Origin of the sequence: Polaromonas sp. (assembly GCF_029945685.1) — a bacterium.
In the GTDB taxonomy this organism is placed as follows: domain Bacteria; phylum Pseudomonadota; class Gammaproteobacteria; order Burkholderiales; family Burkholderiaceae_C; genus Polaromonas.
Window position 1 is genome coordinate 184937 of sequence record NZ_JAQSDA010000020.1, and the last position, 16308, is coordinate 201244.

The window sequence follows — 16308 nt, forward strand, 5'->3', positions numbered from 1 at the left end:
TGACTGAACCTCAGCCGGGTCCAGGCAGGGGCTTGGCGGCCGGCTTGGTCTGTTCACGCAGCCTCTGCTCGCGGCTGGCTTTTCTCTCCTGCGCTTCCTGCTGCTTGTCCTTGTATATCTGGGCTTCTTTGGCGCTGGCGGCCTGCTTGTCCACACGCGCCTGGGCCCGCTGCTTCGCGCCCTGGTCCTTGCCCGCGGCCGTGGCCGCATTGGCTGCTTCGTTCTGCTGCAGATCGACGCGGTCGCTGGCTTTCTGGCGCGTGCGCTCTTCCCGGGCCTTGGTGTCTTCGAGCGCCTTGGCGCGACGCTCGGCGGCCTGCCGCTCGGCCTCGGGTGAGGATTTTTCCTCGATCTTGCGAACCTGCTCGGCTGCCTTTTGCCGGCGTTCCTGTTCATTGAGGGCGACTTCCCGCAATTTCAAATCGGCCATCGCTTCACGCCGCCTGGGTTTGATGGCGTTCAGGCAGCTGTTGACAAAAAACTTCTTGTAACAGGCGTCTTCTTCCGCATCAAATGCTGCCTCCAGCGTGGCGCGCTCGGTGTTGATGCGTTGCCGCTCCCGATCGGTGGCAGCCGACACCAGTTCATCCGGGGTCTGAGCACTTGAGGCAACACCCAGAGTGGAGAACAGCAAGAAAAGAAACAGTTTTTTCATGTCAGGGTGGTATCCACATTTCTGCGCTCCAGTGCCAGGAACTCGGCAGACTGCATTTCATTGAGCCTGGACACCGTCCGGGGAAACTCGTGTGCCAGGGGACCTTCCGTGTACAACGCCTCAGGGGGGACTTCCGCCGACATGATGAGTTTGACGCGACGGTCGTAGAGGACATCGACCAGCCAGGTAAAACGCCTTGCTTCGGATGCCATGCGCACCGGCATGTGCGGCACATTGCTGAGCAGCACCGTGTGAAACTGGGTGGCGATTTCCAGGTAGTCATTTTGCGAACGTGGCCCGCCGCACAGGGTCTTGAAATCGAACCAGACGACGCCGCCCGCCTTGCGTCTGGCATGGATTTTCCGTGATTCGATGTGCAGCACCGGCGATTCGTCGTGAGACTCCGCCAGCCGCTGAAAAGTTTCCTCCATTTCCGCATCTGCCTGCGGCCCCAGCGGCGTGTGGTAGAGCCTGACCTGCTCGAGCGTGCGCCGGCGGTAGTCGGTCCCGTTGTCCACGCTGATCACCTCGAGGTTCTGCTTGAGCAGCGCAATCGCCGGAAAAATGCGGTCGCGGTGCAGGCCATTCGGGTACAGGTCGTCAGGATGAAAATTGGAGGTGGTGACAAAACCCACGCCGTTGTCGAACAACGCCGCAAGAAGGCGGTGCAGGATCATCGCGTCGGTGATGTCGGCGACATGAAACTCGTCAAAACAGATGAGGCGGTAACGTTTGGAAATACGTTTACCCAGCTCGTCCAGCGGGTTGACCACACCCTGGAGGTCGCGCAGTTCACGGTGGACTTCGCGCATGAACTCGTGAAAATGCAGTCGCGTCTTGCGCTTGAGCGGAACCGCGTTGTAGAAACAGTCCATCAGGAAGCTCTTGCCGCGCCCCACCCCACCATGCATGTAGACGCCCCGCGGAATCTCGGGCCGGTTGATCAGCTTCTTGAGCGGATTGGACCGTTTTTCCTTGAACGCGGCCCACTCGGTGGCGCAACGCTCCAGTGCATCCACCGCCCGCAACTGGGCAGGGTCACTGGTATAACCCCGCGTCTTCAGTTCAGACTCGTAATCCGAACGAACTGACATCGTCAAGGCTTCGATGCCGGAAATCAGAAGTTCAACGTCCGCTTGTCGACGGCCAGCGCAGCCTCCTTGGTGGCCTCGCTGAGCGATGGATGGGCGTGGCAGATTCTCGCAATGTCCTCTGCACTGGCCCGGAATTCCATGGCCACCACGCATTCGGCAATCAGTTCGCTGGCGAAGGGTCCAACGATGTGTACGCCGAGAATTTCGTCGGTGGTGGCATCCGCCAGCATCTTCACCATGCCGGTGGTGTCACCGAGCGCCCGCGCACGCCCGTTGGCCATGAAGGGGAAGGTGCCGGCCTTGTAGGCCCGACCGGCCGCCTTCAGTTGCTCTTCGGTCTGACCCACCCACGCGATCTCAGGGTTGGTGTAAATCACCCACGGAATGGTATTGAAGTTGACATGGCCGTGCTGGCCGGCAATGCGCTCGGCCACCGCGACGCCCTCTTCCTCCGCCTTATGCGCCAGCATGGGGCCGCGCACCACATCACCGACCGCCCAGACATTGGGTAGATTGGTTTTGCATTCCTCGTCGACCACGATGGCCCCGCGTTCGTCGAGCTTCAGGCCCACAACTTCCGGCGCCAGGCCAATGGTATTGGCGGTCCGGCCGATCGAGACAATCAGCTTGTCGACCTCAAGCGTCTGGGCCTCGCCCTTGGCGTTGGTCCAGGCGACGGACACGCCCTTTTTTCCGGATTTGATCTCGCCAACCTTGACGCCGAGCTCGATCTTCAGGCCCTGCTTGACAAAGGCCTTGTGCGCTTCCTTGGCAATTTGCTGATCGACGGCGCCCAGGAAGGTTGGCAGGCCTTCCAGAATGGTCACCTCGGCACCGAGGCGCCGCCAGACCGAGCCCATTTCCAGGCCGATCACGCCGGAGCCGATGAGGCCCAGTTTTTTGGGCACGGCACCGATGCGCAGGGCGCCGTCGTTGGACAGAATGGTTTCCTCGTCGAAAGGAGCACCGGGCAAGGCGCGCGCATTCGACCCGGTGGCCACGATGACGTGTTTGCCAGAGATGGTTTCTTCGGCGGCGCCCGCCACCTTGATGTCATAAAGACCGTCCTTCGCCGCGACGAAAGAGCCCCGGCCATGGAAGAAGGTGACCTTGTTCTTCTTGAACAGGTAGACGATGCCGTCGTTGTTCTGCTTGACGACCGTGTCCTTGCGCGCCAGCATTTTCGCGACGTCCAGGCCCAGTCCCTTGACCTCGATACCATGGTCGGCAAAGTGGTGAGCGGCATGGTCGTAGTGTTCGGACGATTGCAGCAAGGCCTTGGACGGAATGCAGCCGATGTTGGTGCAAGTACCACCCAGGGCCGGTCCGCCCTTGGCGTTTTTCCACTCGTCGATACAGGCGACGTTGAAACCCAGCTGGGCTGCGCGGATGGCGGCAATGTAGCCGCCGGGGCCGCCACCGATGACGATGACATCGAATTGTTTACTCATGCAAAACTCCTTTGCCCCACGTGATGGGACGTTTCGGGAGACACCGCGGAACCGGCTCTGCCGGGCCGCTGGTGTCGCCCCCTTGAGGGGGAGGCGGCCGAAGGCCGCTTCGGGGGTGTCTCAAATATCAAACAGCAGGCGTGCCGGGTCTTCCAGCGCTTCCTTCATCGCCACCAGGCCGAGCACGGCTTCGCGGCCGTCGATGATGCGGTGGTCGTAACTCATGGCGAGGTAGTTCATCGGGCGGATCACGATCTGGCCGTTCTCTACCACCGCGCGGTCCTTGGTCGCATGCACGCCCAGGATGGCCGACTGGGGCGGGTTGATGATCGGGGTGGACAACATGGAGCCGAAGGTGCCGCCGTTGGAGATCGAGAAGGTGCCACCGGTCATGTCCTCGATGCCGAGCTTGCCGTCCTGGGCCTTCTTGCCGAACTCGGCGATTTTCTTTTCAATTTCGGCAAAACTCATCTGGTCGGCATTGCGCAGAATGGGCACCACCAGGCCACGCGGCGAACCGACGGCGATGCCGATGTCGAAATAGCCGTGGTACACGATGTCATTGCCATCCACCGACGCGTTGATCACCGGGAATTTTTTCAGCGCATGCACGGCGGCTTTCACAAAGAAACTCATGAAGCCGATCTTCACGCCGTGTTCCTTGGTGAACTGGTCCTGGAACTTCTTGCGCATTTCCATCACCGGCGCCATGTTGACCTCGTTGAAGGTGGTCAGGATGGCGTTGGTCGACTGCGATTGCAGCAGGCGCTCGGCAATACGGGCGCGCAGGCGGCTCATGGGCACGCGCTGCTCGGGCCGGTCGCGCAGGTCGCTGACCCTGGCCGGCGCCGCCACTTGAGGCAAGGAAGTGGCCGGAACCCCCGTGGGTATTGCGCTGGCAGCTACGGATTTGGGAGCAACTGGCGTACCACCGGCGACCGCACCTAGCACGTCGCCCTTGGTGACGCGGCCATCCTTGCCGGTCCCGGGCACCGAGCCGGAAGCCAGCTGGTTGTCCGCCATCAGCTTGGCGGCGGCAGGCATGGGCACACCGGCCATGCTGCCGGCGGCCGCGGTCGGTGCGGCGGCGGGGCTCGCTGCAACGGCGGCCACAGGTGCTGCTGCTGCCGCAGCGGGCGCCGCGGCAGCAGCCTTGCCTGCGGTGTCGATCCTGGCGATCAGCTGTTCGGCCGTGACCGTGCCGCCGTCGGCGACCAGGATTTCGGCCAGGACACCGGCGGCGGGCGCGGGCACTTCCAGCACCACCTTGTCGGTTTCGATCTCGATCAGGATTTCGTCGATGGCGATGGCGTCGCCGACTTTTTTCTTCCACTGCAGCATGGTGGCTTCTGCCACGGATTCGGACAACTGCGGGACCTTGACTTCTACGATAGCCATTTGAATTCTTTCGGGTTGTGGGTTCGATGGGGTGCGCCGTCGGGCGCAGCCTTCTTATTTGGTCAGGACAAAGCCCTTGAGCTTGCCGAAGGCGCCGTCGACCAGCGCTTTTTGCTGCTCCTGGTGCAGGTGCGAATAACCCACGGCCGGGGACGCCGAAGCCGCACGGCCCGAGTAACCGAGCTTCTGGCCTTCGGCCATGTTTTCATGAATGTAGTGCTGCACAAAGAACCACGCGCCCTGGTTTTGCGGCTCGTCCTGACACCAGACAATGTCGGAGGCATTCGGGTACTTTTTCAGCTCGGCTGCAAAAGCCTTGTGCGGGAAGGGATAGAGCTGCTCTACACGCAGGAGGGCGACGTCGTCGACGCCCTTCTCCTCACGCTTTTTGGCCAGGTCGTAGTAGACCTTGCCCGAACAGGCGACCACACGTTTGACCTTGTCGGCCTTGAGCCCGCCACTGTCGGGGATCACTGTCTGGAAACCGCCTTTGGTGAACTCTGAAAGTGGAGAGGTGGCGTCCTTGTTGCGCAGCAAGGACTTGGGCGTCATGATGATCAGCGGCTTGCGCAGGTTGCGCACCATCTGGCGGCGCAACACGTGGAAAATCTGGCTGGCCGTGGTCGGCTGGACCACCTGCATGTTGGTGTCGGCCGACAGCTGCATGAAACGCTCCAGGCGCGCCGAGCTGTGCTCCGGCCCCTGGCCTTCGTAACCGTGCGGCAACATCAGCGTGATGCCGTTGACACGGCCCCACTTGACCTCGCCCGAGGCGATGAACTGGTCGATCACGACCTGCGCGCCGTTGGCGAAGTCGCCGAACTGGGCTTCCCAGATGACCAGCGTGTTGGGATCGTTGGAGGCATAGCCGTATTCGAAGGCCAGCACCGCCTCTTCCGACAGGATGGAGTCGATCACGACAAACGGGGCCTGGTTATCGGCCACGTTTTGCAGCGGCACATAGGTGCCGGTGTCCCACTTCTCACGGCTCTGGTCATGAATCACCGAGTGCCGGTGGGTGAAGGTGCCGCGCCCGCAGTCCTCACCGGACAGGCGCACCGGGTAGCCACTGGCCACCAGCGAGGCCAGCGCCATGTGTTCACCCATGCCCCAGTCCACCGGTATGTCGCCGCGGCCCATCGCTGCGCGGTCGTCGTACACCTTCTTGACGAGCTGGTGGGCTGTCACCGTTGGCGGAATGGTGCTGATCTTTTCGGACAGGCGTTTCCACTCGGCCATCGGAATGGCAGTGTCGCCGGCGTCGGTCCACTTCTTGCCCAGGTAAGGGCTCCAGTCCACCGCGTACTTGCTCTTGAAGTTGGTGATCACCGGGTCAAAAGTGCTTTTGCCCGCATCCAGCGCGGCGCGCACGGCCTTGACCATGTCGTCACCCAGCGTCTCGCCCATGCCTTGCGCTGCCAGCTTGTCGGCGTACAGCTTGCGGGTACCGGGGTGCTGCGCAATTTTTTTGTACATCAACGGCTGCGTTAGCGCCGGCGTGTCCTGCTCGTTGTGACCCAGTTTGCGGAAACAGATGATGTCCACCACGACGTCTTTCTGGAACTCCATGCGGAACTCGAGCGCGAGCTGGGTTGCCAGCACCACGGCCTCCGGGTCGTCGCCGTTGACGTGCAGCACGGGCGCCTCGATCATCTTGACGACGTCGGTGCAGTACAGGGTGGAGCGGCTGTCGCGCGGGTCGCTGGTGGTGAAACCGATCTGGTTATTGATCACGATGTGCACCGTGCCGCCGGTGGAATAACCGCGGGTCTCGGCCAGCGCCAGCGTTTCCATGACCACGCCCTGCCCGGCAAACGCCGCATCGCCGTGCACCAGCACGGGCAACACCTGCAGGCCCTTGGGGTCGGCGCGGCGGTCCATGCGGGCACGCACCGAGCCTTCAACCACCGGGTTGACGATTTCGAGGTGCGAGGGATTAAACGCCAGGCTCAGGTGCACCGGTCCACCAGGGGTGGTGACGTCGGAACTGAAACCCTGGTGGTATTTGACGTCGCCGCTGGGCAGGTCTTCGGGAGCGGTGTGCTCGAACTCGGCAAACAGATCGGCCGGCACCTTGCCCAGCGAGTTGACCAGCACGTTCAGGCGTCCGCGATGGGCCATGCCGATCACGATTTCCTGCACGCCGATGCTGCCGCCGCGCTGGATCAGCTCGTCCATGCTGGCGATAAAGCTTTCGCCGCCTTCGAGCGAGAAGCGCTTCTGCCCGACATATTTGGTGTGAAGGAAACGCTCCAGGCCTTCCGCCGCCGACAGGCGGTCCAGGATGTGGCGCTTTTTTTCCGGTGTGAAGTTGGGCTTGCTGCGGATCGCTTCGAGCTTTTGCTGCCACCAGCGCTTCTGGTTCTGGTCAGTCATGTACATGTACTCGGCACCGATGGTGCCGCAGTAGGTCTCGCGCAGCGCATTGAGCAGCTCGCGCAGGCTCATGGTTTCCTTGCCGAAGAAGGTGTTGCTGGTGTTGAACACCGCTTCCTGGTCGGCATCGGTGAACCCGTAGAAAGACGGGTCGAGCTCGGGAATGTTGTCGCGCTCGGTGCGTTTGAGGGGATCCAGGTCGGCCCAGCGGGCACCGACGTTGCGGTAGGCAGCAATCAGCTGCTGGACGGCGGTGCGTTTGCGGCCCCACTCGGAGTCGGCGGTGGAAGCACCCACCACACGGGTCACGCCCTGCTTGGCGCGTTCAGCAAAGGCGTTGACGACCGGCAGGTGCGGCACGTCTTTGGCATTGCTGCCGTCAACGGCGGGCACATGCTGCAGGGCGTCGAAATACTCGCGCCAGTTGTCGGGCACGCTGCCGGGGTTGGCCAGGTAGTTTTCGTACATCTCTTCGACATAAGGCGCATTGCCGCCGAAGAGATAGGTGTTGCCTTGATAGGCAGAATAGACGGAAGATGCCGCCGCGCTTGAACTCATTACGCTGACCTCCGTTTCCCTTGAGGAAACATTAGCTGGCCACAACGGGTGTGGCTGGTTGATTAACCTTCCGCAACACGGCTGGACCGATTAGCGGATGCGACTGTGGCAAGGAAGGGCCTTCAGAAACAGGCTCCATTGTGCCACCGAATGACAAAATGACGAAAACCGGACCGATCCGCGGGTGCCCGGGTTTTGTCATGAATCTGTCAATTGACAGCTGGAACGAAGCCGACGCGCACCAGGCCCGGTCGGGATACCGACGCAACGGCCAGCGTGGATAAAGTCACTGTAATAAATGCTCCTTTTGTGCTACTACGTGATATAAAACCATTGGCATCCAGTGGCTTTTTTGGGCGGGTTGTTATGTCCTTCAAACGATTCTTTTTCCAGATGTCTGCCGCCTGGCTTGCTGCAGTGTTCTCCTGCGCCGCGTATGCAGAGGCAGATGCACTGGTTCGTGAATCACTGGCGCTGGTCGAGCAGGGCAAGGCGCAGCAGGCGTTTGACCAGCTCGCCACGGCAGAAGCCTCACGTGCGGGTGATCCTGACTTTGATACCGTTCTTGGCATTGCCGCCAACGACACCGGCCAGTTCACCCGCGCCGTGTTTGCGCTCGAACGCGTCCTGACTGTCCAGCCGGGCAACTCGCGGGCCCGCGCCGAATTGGGGCGCGCCCTGTTTTCCCTGGGCGATAACCAGGCGGCGCGCCAGGTGCTGCAGGAAACAAAACGCGACGACATTCCACCTGAAGCCGCCCGAAAGATTGACGAGTTCCTGCAGGCCATTGACCGCAACGAGGAAGCCGCACGTTCGTCGATCAGGGGCTACCTTGAGGGCAGCATCGGCAGCGACAGCAACATCAACAGCGGCCCGGGCAATGCGAACGTCGCGGTCCCCTCGCTTGGCGGATTGGTTCTGACCCTGAGTCCCACCAGCGTCAAGCTCAAGGACTCCTTTTACAGCGTGAGCGCCGGCGTCTCGGGGCGTTTTGTGATTGATCCGCGCCTGTCCCTGATTGCCAGCGCTTCGGGCAACTACCGCTTCAACAACGACTACAACGACTTCGACACCAACCAGTTCGATATAAGCGCCGGCGCCAGTTACAAGGTCGGCAAAGACGAATACACGGCCGCAGCGCAGGTCGGCACCTTCTCCGCCGACAACCGCGGCGTGAGGGACCAACGCGGCGTGGTCGGGGAATGGACCCACCGACCTGATGCGGCCAGTCAGTGGACCAGCTACCTGCAGATGTCCACCTTGCGTTATCCGGGCCAGAGTCTGCGCGACGCCGAACGATATGTGCTGGGCACCTCTTACGCCAGGGCATTTCGCGCAGGCTTGCTGGCCTTCGGCGGCGTGTATGCGGGCACCGAGAACGAGCGCGCCGCCAACGTTCCCCATCTCGGGCATCGTCTGGCCGGGCTGCGCGCCGGCTTGCAGCAAACCGTCAATGCCGACGTGGACGTGTTTGGCAATGCAGGTTACGAGGAGCGGCGCTACGGCGGCGCCGACCCCCTGTTCCTGGTCACCCGCCGCGACAAGCAAACCAGTCTCAACCTCGGGCTGACCTGGGTCCCCTTTGTGAACTGGCGTGTCACGCCGCAGTGGTCGCTGCTCCGGACGGACTCCAACATCGCCATTTCGGACTTCAGCAAACGTGTTTTCTCCGTGACAGTGCGCAGGGACTTTTAATCACTCCGATCTTCGCAAAGGCCTTCGAGGTTCGCACCATGAAACAAACCTTCAGACTCGAAAACACCGTCCTGCTGATGGCGCTGGCGGCAGCCTACCCGTTGCAGGCGCACGCACTTGCCGGCGTCGCGCAGTTCACTGCGGGCGAAGTAAATCTCCGCCAGACGGATGGCCGCATGACCACCCTTACCAAGGGCGGCGATATCAACAGCGGCAACGCCATTGTGACTGGCACGAACGGACGAGCCCAGGTCCGGTTCACTGACGGTGGACTGGTTTCCCTGCAGCCGAACACGGAGTTCAAGATCGCCAGCTATGTCGACCAGAACAACCCCAAGGAAGACCGCTTTCTCGTTGACCTTCTGCGCGGCAGCATGCGCGCCATCACCGGCCTGATCGGCAAACGCAACCGGGACAACTACCGCCTCACCACCACCACGGCCACTATCGGCATTCGAGGATCGGGCTTCAAGGTCGGCTACAACCCGGACGGTAGCCTGGGTATCACCAGCGAACTGGACAAAATCGAGGTCTGCAACCAAAGCGGCTGTATCGGCCTCGTGGCGGGGGAATCCGTGAGGGTTCTCGACAACGTGACGCCACCGGTGCGCACCAGCGAACAGCCGAAGATCGAAACGCCTGACAGAAAGAACGACCCCGTGGTCGTGGGGGACAAGGTGGACGAAGCGGGCAAGGCAAAAGTTGTGACAGAAAAAACGGCAACAACAACAACAACAACAACAACAACAACAACCACAACAACAACAACAACAACAACAACAACGCCCCCCGTCGAGCGCACTTTCACGGATATCAAGGTCGCAGCGGTCGGCGTCAACAGTGGCTCGGCGTACACCCTCTCCACTGGCACCGGAGCCACCACCGTTTTCAGCGACAACAAGCTGCTCAAACTGCAGGACACCGCGGCCAACACGCCGAAGTGGTCGGAAGCCGGCACAGCGCAGCCGGTGACCAGTTTCAAGTCTGTCGGCAATGTGAGCGACGCCAACTTCATCGGCTGGGGGATGTGGACCACCGGTCAGAAAGAAGATCCAAGCGCCCTCTCGCTGGACAACGTGCATTACGTCGCCGGACGGCCGACGTCACAGACAGAGCTGTCCTCGCTGTTCTACAGCGGCGTTGCCAACTACACGCTGGCGGGAAATACGGCCCCCACACAAAACGGTGTTGCCGGCACCCTCACCAGTGCGACCTTCTCGGTCAATTTCCAGACGGGCTACACCATCTCAGTGGCCATCAACACCTCGTTCGGCAACTTCACGGACTCGGCGTCCGGCAGTACGCCGACTTTCAGCGGCACCTATATTCAAGGCATGTTCGTCGGGACCAATGCCGCGTATGCGGGCCTGACCTATGCCAAGAACCCCGGAGCCGGCTTGGTCACCGGTGCTGTGGTGTTCAAGAAATAGCCTGTCTCCGGATGCAGACGAGCACGACGAAGTACTTCCCCCCGTCCGAAACGAACGAGGCAGCCGAAACGCTACCTTTTTTATAGCTTATGGCGCCAGCACCATGGGGGCCAGAAGCACTTTTTGCATCGAAAATCTGACCCGACTTTTCAAGCCGCACCCATCAGGTCCCTGATCTGCTGCAGCGCCACCGGGTCGTCCATGGTTGTCAGGTCGCCGGCGTCGCGCCCTTCACACACGGCCTGGATGGCGCGCCGCAACAGTTTGCCGCTGCGGGTTTTCGGAAGTACCGACACAAAACGCACACGTGAAGGCCGCGCCAGCGCGCCCAGATCCTGGTCCACGCGCTTCATGATCTCGCCTTCGAGCTTGCGCGCGGCGGCGGCATCAAGCAGCACAGCGCTGTCCTTGGGCACGACAAACGCCATGGCGACCTGCCCCTTGAGGCTGTCCGCCACACCGACCACCGCCACCTCGGCCGCGCCGGCATGGCCGGAAATGCTCTCCTCGATCTCGCGCGTGCCCAGCCGGTGCCCCGCCACGTTGATCACGTCGTCGGTGCGACCAAGGATGAAGTAATACCCGTCCTCGTCCCGAATGCCCCAGTCGAAGGTGCTGTAGACCATCTTGCCAGGCACACTTTTCCAGTAGGTATTCACGAAACGGGCATCGTCTTTCCAGATCGTCTGCATGAAACCGGGCGGCGTCGGGCCCTCGAGCACGACCACGCCCTTTTCGTTGGGCTGCGTCAGCTCTTCGCCGGTCGACTCATGCAGCAGCTTGACGTTGTAGCCGTACATCGGAATGCCGGGGCTGCCGAACCGGGTGGCCTTCTTCTCGACCGCGTTGGCAATCGTCAGAATCGGCCAGCCACTCTCGGTCTGCCAGTAGTTGTCGATGATGGGCACCTGCAGCCCTTCGCTGATCCAGCGTGCGGTCGGCTCGTCCAGCGGCTCGCCCGCCAGAAACAGGGCGCGCAGGCTGGACAGGTCGTACTTCCTGAGCAGCGCCGGGTCCTGCTTCTTCAGCACGCGCACCGCCGTCGGCGCGCTGAACATGCCTGTGACCTTGTACTTCTCGACCAGGCGCCACCAGATGCCGCCGTCGGGCTGCTTGTCCAGGCCCTGGGTCGGCAGGCCCTCGTACATCAGCGTGGCCATGCCCGCAATCAGCGGGCCGTAGATGATGTAGCTGTGGCCCACGACCCAGCCGATGTCGCTGGTCGAAAAGAAGGTTTCACCCGGCCGGCCCTCAAAAATATGCTTCATGCTGGCGGCCAGCGCCACCGCGTAACCGCCGGTGTCCCGCTGCACGCCCTTGGGTTTGCCGGTGGTGCCGCTGGTATAGATGGTGTAGCTGATGTCGGTGGACGCCATCCACTCGCACGGCACCTGGTCGTCCAGGTGTCTGGCGCGCAAGTCCGACCACAACTGGTCGCGCCCGGCCACCAGCGGCATGGGCGAGAGCCCCCGGTCCACCAGCAGCACCGCCTCGGGTTTGTGGCTGGACAGGCGAATCGCCTCGTCGAGCAGCGGCTTGTAAGGCACGACCTTGCCACCGCGCGAACCCGCGTCGGCACTGACGACGACTCTGGGCGTTGCGTCCTCGATGCGCGAGGCCAGCGAGCCGCTGGCAAACCCGCCGAATACCACGCAGTGGATGGCGCCGATGCGCGCACAGGCCAGCATCGCAAACGCTGCCTCGGCAATCATGGGCATGTAGATCAGCACGCGGTCGCCCTTTTGCACGCCCAGTGCCTTCAGGCTGGCCGCCATGCGCTGCACTTCGCCATGCAGCTCGGCAAAGCTGTAGGTCTTCTCGATGCCGGTTTCGGTCGACACATAAATCAGTGCCGCCTGACTGGCCCGGTCTTTCAGATGCCGGTCCACCGCGTTATGGCACAGGTTGGTGGTACCGCCTTCAAACCAGTGCACAAACGGCGGCTTGTCGTAGTTGCATACACGCGTGAAAGGCTGCTGCCACTCAATCAGTCTGGCCTGCTCGGCCCAGAAGGCGTCGGGCTGGGCTATCGACTGGCGGTAAAAATCGGCGTAACTTGTCATGCACTGTCTCCAGTTTTTTGTTCCACGATTCAGATTTTGACCACGATGCGGCCGCGCACCTTGCCCGCCATCAAGTCGGCGGCTTTTTCCGCAGCCCGGCTCAGCGGCACTTCTTCCACAATGGCTTCGAGTTTCGCCGGGTCCAGGTCCGTCGCCAGCCTGTCCCAGGCCTCCTGGCGGCGCGCCAGCGGGGCCATCACGCTGTCGATGCCCGCCAAGGTCACACCGCGAAGAATGAAAGGCATCACCGTGACCGGAAAGTCCGCCCCCTGGGCCAGCCCGCAGGCGGCCACCACGCCGCCGTACCGCGTTTGCGCGCAGGCATTGGCCAATGTGTGTGATCCGACCGCGTCCACCACCGCGGCCCAGCGCTCCTTCTGCAGCGGCTTGCCCGGCGCGGCCAGCTCGGCGCGGTCCATCACGGCGCCCGCGCCCAGTTGCCTCAGATAGGCTTCCTCTGTGGCCTTGCCCGTCGCTGCCACGACCTTGTAGCCCAGCTTGCCAAGCAAGGCGACCGCCACGCTGCCGACGCCACCGGTGGCGCCAGTCACCAGCACTTCGCCGTCACCGGGTTGCAGGCCATGCCGCTCCAGGGCCAGCACACACAACATGGCGGTGTACCCGGCCGTGCCAATGGCCATGGCCTGCCGCGTGCTGAAAGCGGCCGGCAGCCTGACCAGCCAGTCGCCCTGAAGGCGCGCGCGTTCCGCCATCAGGCCCCAGCGCGTCTCGCCCAGGCCCCAGCCGTTGTGGATGAACTTGTCGCCCGTCTTCCAGAGCGCATGACCGGATTCGAGCACCGTACCCGCACCGTCAATACCCGCCACCATGGGCCAGCTGCGCACCACCGGGCCGGTATGGGTGATGGCCAGCCCATCCTTGTAGTTCAGGGTCGAATACTCGACCTGCACCAGCACATCACCGACGGGCAGCTCGGCCTCATCGAGGGAAACAAGCGCGGCTGAAAAGCCGGTGTCGGACTTGTTGAGTTGCAGGGCTTTGAACACGGTGTCTCCGGTTGTCTTTAAACTGAATTTATAATTATTTATAACAGACTTGCGTGGGGCTGACAGAGTCTTGCGGATGTCCCGGATTCCTTCGGCGGTCCCTCCTCCCTCCGCTGAACAACCTCCCGCCCAGTGGTTAACCGTGTCAGCGCAACCAAAGCGGGAACCGCTTGTGGCGGCCTTGCTGCTGGAAAAGGGTGGGAAGCCTTGCCATGAAGTCCGCGACCCGGAGACTGACACGGCCCCTTGAGGAGCCTAGAACTCCAACGTGCTGGAGATCGCCTTGATGCCGGCCTGGGCGCAGACCTCATCCACTTCGCCGCCAGGGGCGCCGGAAACACCGATGGCGCCATAAATCGAGCCACCACCTTCGATCAGAAGACCACCCCCCACCGCGAGCATGCGCGACACGCCGCGAATGCCGCTCATGGGCTTGCCGGCCTCGGTCTGCGTCGCCAGCACCAGGGTGGACGTGCGAAAACTGACGGCCGTCCATGCCTTGTTGGTGGCCACGTCCACGGTGTGTGGGCCCGCAAACCGGTCACGCAGAAAGACCTGGGTCAGGCCGGCACGGTCAACGACGGCAACGCCCACCTGGTAGCCCTGCTGGCGGCAAGCCTCCATGGCCGCCCTGGCCGCTGTCAGCGCCGTTTCCGGGGTGAGCGATTTGGTCTGAAACGTTGCCTGTTGTGCGAAGGCAATTCCGGCCAGCCCAAAGAGCACAGGGGCGAGAAAAGTAGAAGTACGCATCGATGTCTCCTGCAGATCGCTGGGTTTGACGGATAAACGGGACTTCCACATTCCAGGCGAACCGCGACGCCTCGTGCTGGATGAACAGCGACAAAAAGCCGCACGGGAGGAGTCCAACGCCACCCGCCTGAAAGGCAAGTCCATCGCTATCGTAGTGGCTGGCGCCGATTTGGCAACGGCCGCTTCACCAACCCATCACTTCCCTGAACGTCGCCTGCTTCGCCGCCAGAAGCGCGTTTGTCACTTGTGCGCGATGGGTTTGTCCGTGAAAAGATAGTCCTTCATCTCACTGGAAAACTTCGGATCCTTACGGCGGATCCATTCGAGCACCATGGCCGCATGTTCCTTTTCCTCGTCACGGTTGTGCTGCAGGATGGCCTTGAGGTCGGGGTCCTTGCAGGCATCGGCGCGCTGGTTGTACCAGTCCACCGCTTCCAGCTCTTCCATGAGCGAGACGATGGCGCGATGCATGTCCCGGGTTTCGTCGGACAGTTCGTTGACGGGTTCGTGGTAACCAACACTGGACATGCGTTTTCTCCTGTTGCCAAGACTTCTTATAGCAGACCCCGGCCGGCGGACGGTGTCCGGGGTCTCGTTCGGCAGCGTCGCCGGGTGAGTCCGGCGTGCCCTACTTCACCAGAGCCAGCATGTCCCTGAATGCTGGATGCTCCGCGGTACGCAGCCACTCGAAGGCCACCATCTCGGTCGTCACCAGTTCGGCGCCCGCGCCGGCCAGGCGGTCGAAGGCGGCGTCGCGGTTGCGTTCCGTGCGCGAGCTGCAGGCGTCGGTGACGACCCAGACCTCGAACTCTTCTTCGAGCAGGCCCAGCGCGGTCTGCAGCAGGCATACGTGTGCCTCGCAGCCGGCCATGACGATGACGCCCCGCCCCTCTTCTTCCGTCGGCGCGGTTTTCTGCAGGTGTTTGGGCAGGCTGCGGGCGTTCCCACCCGCGGGAGCCTTGCGCGCCGGCGGCCGCAGCCAGTCGGTCAGGCCCTCATCCACCGCGTTGAAATGCATCTTGTCCAGCGTCCTGCCCCCGGCCGCCGTGATGGCAGCAGCAACCCCGGGCACCTGGGGGCCCAGCTTGTCGGGCGTCTGCGCCGTGCCCCACACCGGCACAGCCATCAGCCGGGCCAAGCCGGCCAGGCGCAGTGCGTTGGCCAGGACAAGCTCGCCTTCAAAAATGGCGGGCATCAGGCGAACCTGGTAGTCCACCAGCACGATTTGGGAGTCATCGGCATCAAGCAACATGGTTATTCCTGAAAGTTTTGTTCAAAGAGGGCTTTCCGACAAACACGGCAAGAGCAGCAGGGTGCCTTCGCCGCAAGCCGGGCAATGTCAGGGCGTCGGCGGTTGTTGCGGCAGTTGCGCAAACTTGAGCAGTCGGGTGGCGAGCAAGGTTTCGGCCAGAAAACACAGCAACGCCAGCAGAAAGCAAAACACACCGGAGAGAAAACAGACCGTCGCGATTTTGAGGATGGGCAGGTTGCTGGTCTCGCCAAGAAAAAGTAACACAATGGTCAAACCGATCAGGATGGCGCAAAACGTCAGCAGGGCCAGGCAGCCGTTGACCAGCCAGCCCCGGTGCCGGAGTTCGCCCAGTTCCGCGTACATCCGGTTCGCTTTGGTCTCTTCCACGCCCCCGCTCTCGAGACGGTTCTCAAGAAACCGGGCGCGATCAATGATGCGGGCCAGGCGGCCCGCCACGGCGGCAATCATCCCGGACACGGCCGTCAGCAAAAACACGGGGGCAACGGCCAGCTGTATGCCGTGAGTGACCGTTGCAAGGTCCGACGCAAAATTCATCCAGGGCTCCGTGTGCATCAGTGG

Annotated in this window: 13 protein-coding genes; 2 read left to right on the forward strand and 11 right to left on the reverse strand. The window is 62.2% G+C overall.

Annotated elements, in window-relative coordinates; genetic code table 11:
* Nucleotides 1-10: 10 nt before the first annotated feature.
* The 5 genes from PSV26_RS12510 to PSV26_RS12530 all read right to left on the reverse strand — a co-directional run bounded on the left by PSV26_RS12510 (nt 11) and on the right by PSV26_RS12530 (nt 7532).
* Entirely contained in the window at nt 11-655 is a 645-nt protein-coding gene (locus PSV26_RS12510; protein ID WP_300571197.1) for a hypothetical protein, read from the reverse strand.
* On the reverse strand, nt 652-1749 hold the full coding sequence (gene zapE / locus PSV26_RS12515; protein ID WP_300571200.1) for a cell division protein ZapE: 1098 nt from the start codon (nt 1747-1749) through the stop codon (nt 652-654). The genes PSV26_RS12510 and zapE overlap by 4 nt, the downstream gene beginning before the upstream one ends.
* Before the next feature lie 23 nt (nt 1750-1772).
* Nucleotides 1773-3200 (reverse strand): dihydrolipoyl dehydrogenase, encoded by a 1428-nt coding sequence (gene lpdA / locus PSV26_RS12520; RefSeq protein ID WP_300571203.1) that lies wholly within the window; start codon nt 3198-3200, stop codon nt 1773-1775.
* A gap of 120 nt (nt 3201-3320) precedes the next feature.
* Nucleotides 3321-4598, reverse strand: a complete 1278-nt coding sequence (gene odhB, locus PSV26_RS12525; protein ID WP_300571205.1) for a 2-oxoglutarate dehydrogenase complex dihydrolipoyllysine-residue succinyltransferase — start codon at nt 4596-4598, stop codon at nt 3321-3323.
* A 54-nt stretch (nt 4599-4652) separates the two neighbouring features.
* Nucleotides 4653-7532 (reverse strand): 2-oxoglutarate dehydrogenase E1 component, encoded by a 2880-nt coding sequence (locus PSV26_RS12530; RefSeq protein ID WP_300519274.1) that lies wholly within the window; start codon nt 7530-7532, stop codon nt 4653-4655.
* 366 nt (nt 7533-7898) lie between these two features.
* On the opposite strand from PSV26_RS12530, the gene PSV26_RS12535 reads away from it, so the two are divergent.
* Together PSV26_RS12535 and PSV26_RS12540 are read left to right on the forward strand one after the other, a co-directional pair.
* Entirely contained in the window at nt 7899-9227 is a 1329-nt protein-coding gene (locus tag PSV26_RS12535) for a surface lipoprotein assembly modifier (protein ID WP_300571208.1), read from the forward strand.
* A 38-nt stretch (nt 9228-9265) separates the two neighbouring features.
* Nucleotides 9266-10657 (forward strand): FecR family protein, encoded by a 1392-nt coding sequence (locus tag PSV26_RS12540; RefSeq protein WP_300571211.1) that lies wholly within the window; start codon nt 9266-9268, stop codon nt 10655-10657.
* A 149-nt stretch (nt 10658-10806) separates the two neighbouring features.
* On the opposite strand, the gene PSV26_RS12545 is transcribed toward PSV26_RS12540, so the two are convergent.
* The 6 genes from PSV26_RS12545 to PSV26_RS12570 form a co-directional block, all read right to left on the reverse strand.
* Nucleotides 10807-12720, reverse strand: a complete 1914-nt coding sequence (locus PSV26_RS12545) for a propionate--CoA ligase (RefSeq protein ID WP_300571214.1) — start codon at nt 12718-12720, stop codon at nt 10807-10809.
* A 29-nt stretch (nt 12721-12749) separates the two neighbouring features.
* Entirely contained in the window at nt 12750-13727 is a 978-nt protein-coding gene (locus PSV26_RS12550; RefSeq protein WP_300571217.1) for an MDR family oxidoreductase, read from the reverse strand.
* A 255-nt stretch (nt 13728-13982) separates the two neighbouring features.
* Nucleotides 13983-14477, reverse strand: coding sequence for a heme-binding protein (locus tag PSV26_RS12555; protein WP_300519264.1), 495 nt, complete (start codon nt 14475-14477; stop codon nt 13983-13985).
* Between the two features lie 240 nt (nt 14478-14717).
* Nucleotides 14718-15005, reverse strand: coding sequence for a ferritin-like domain-containing protein (locus PSV26_RS12560; protein WP_293592198.1), 288 nt, complete (start codon nt 15003-15005; stop codon nt 14718-14720).
* A 100-nt stretch (nt 15006-15105) separates the two neighbouring features.
* Entirely contained in the window at nt 15106-15729 is a 624-nt protein-coding gene (locus tag PSV26_RS12565; protein WP_300571220.1) for an isochorismatase family protein, read from the reverse strand.
* An 87-nt stretch (nt 15730-15816) separates the two neighbouring features.
* Nucleotides 15817-16284: a DUF2721 domain-containing protein gene (locus PSV26_RS12570; protein ID WP_300519260.1), complete on the reverse strand. Its 468-nt coding sequence runs from the start codon at nt 16282-16284 to the stop codon at nt 15817-15819.
* Between the last annotated feature and the right edge of the window lie 24 nt (nt 16285-16308).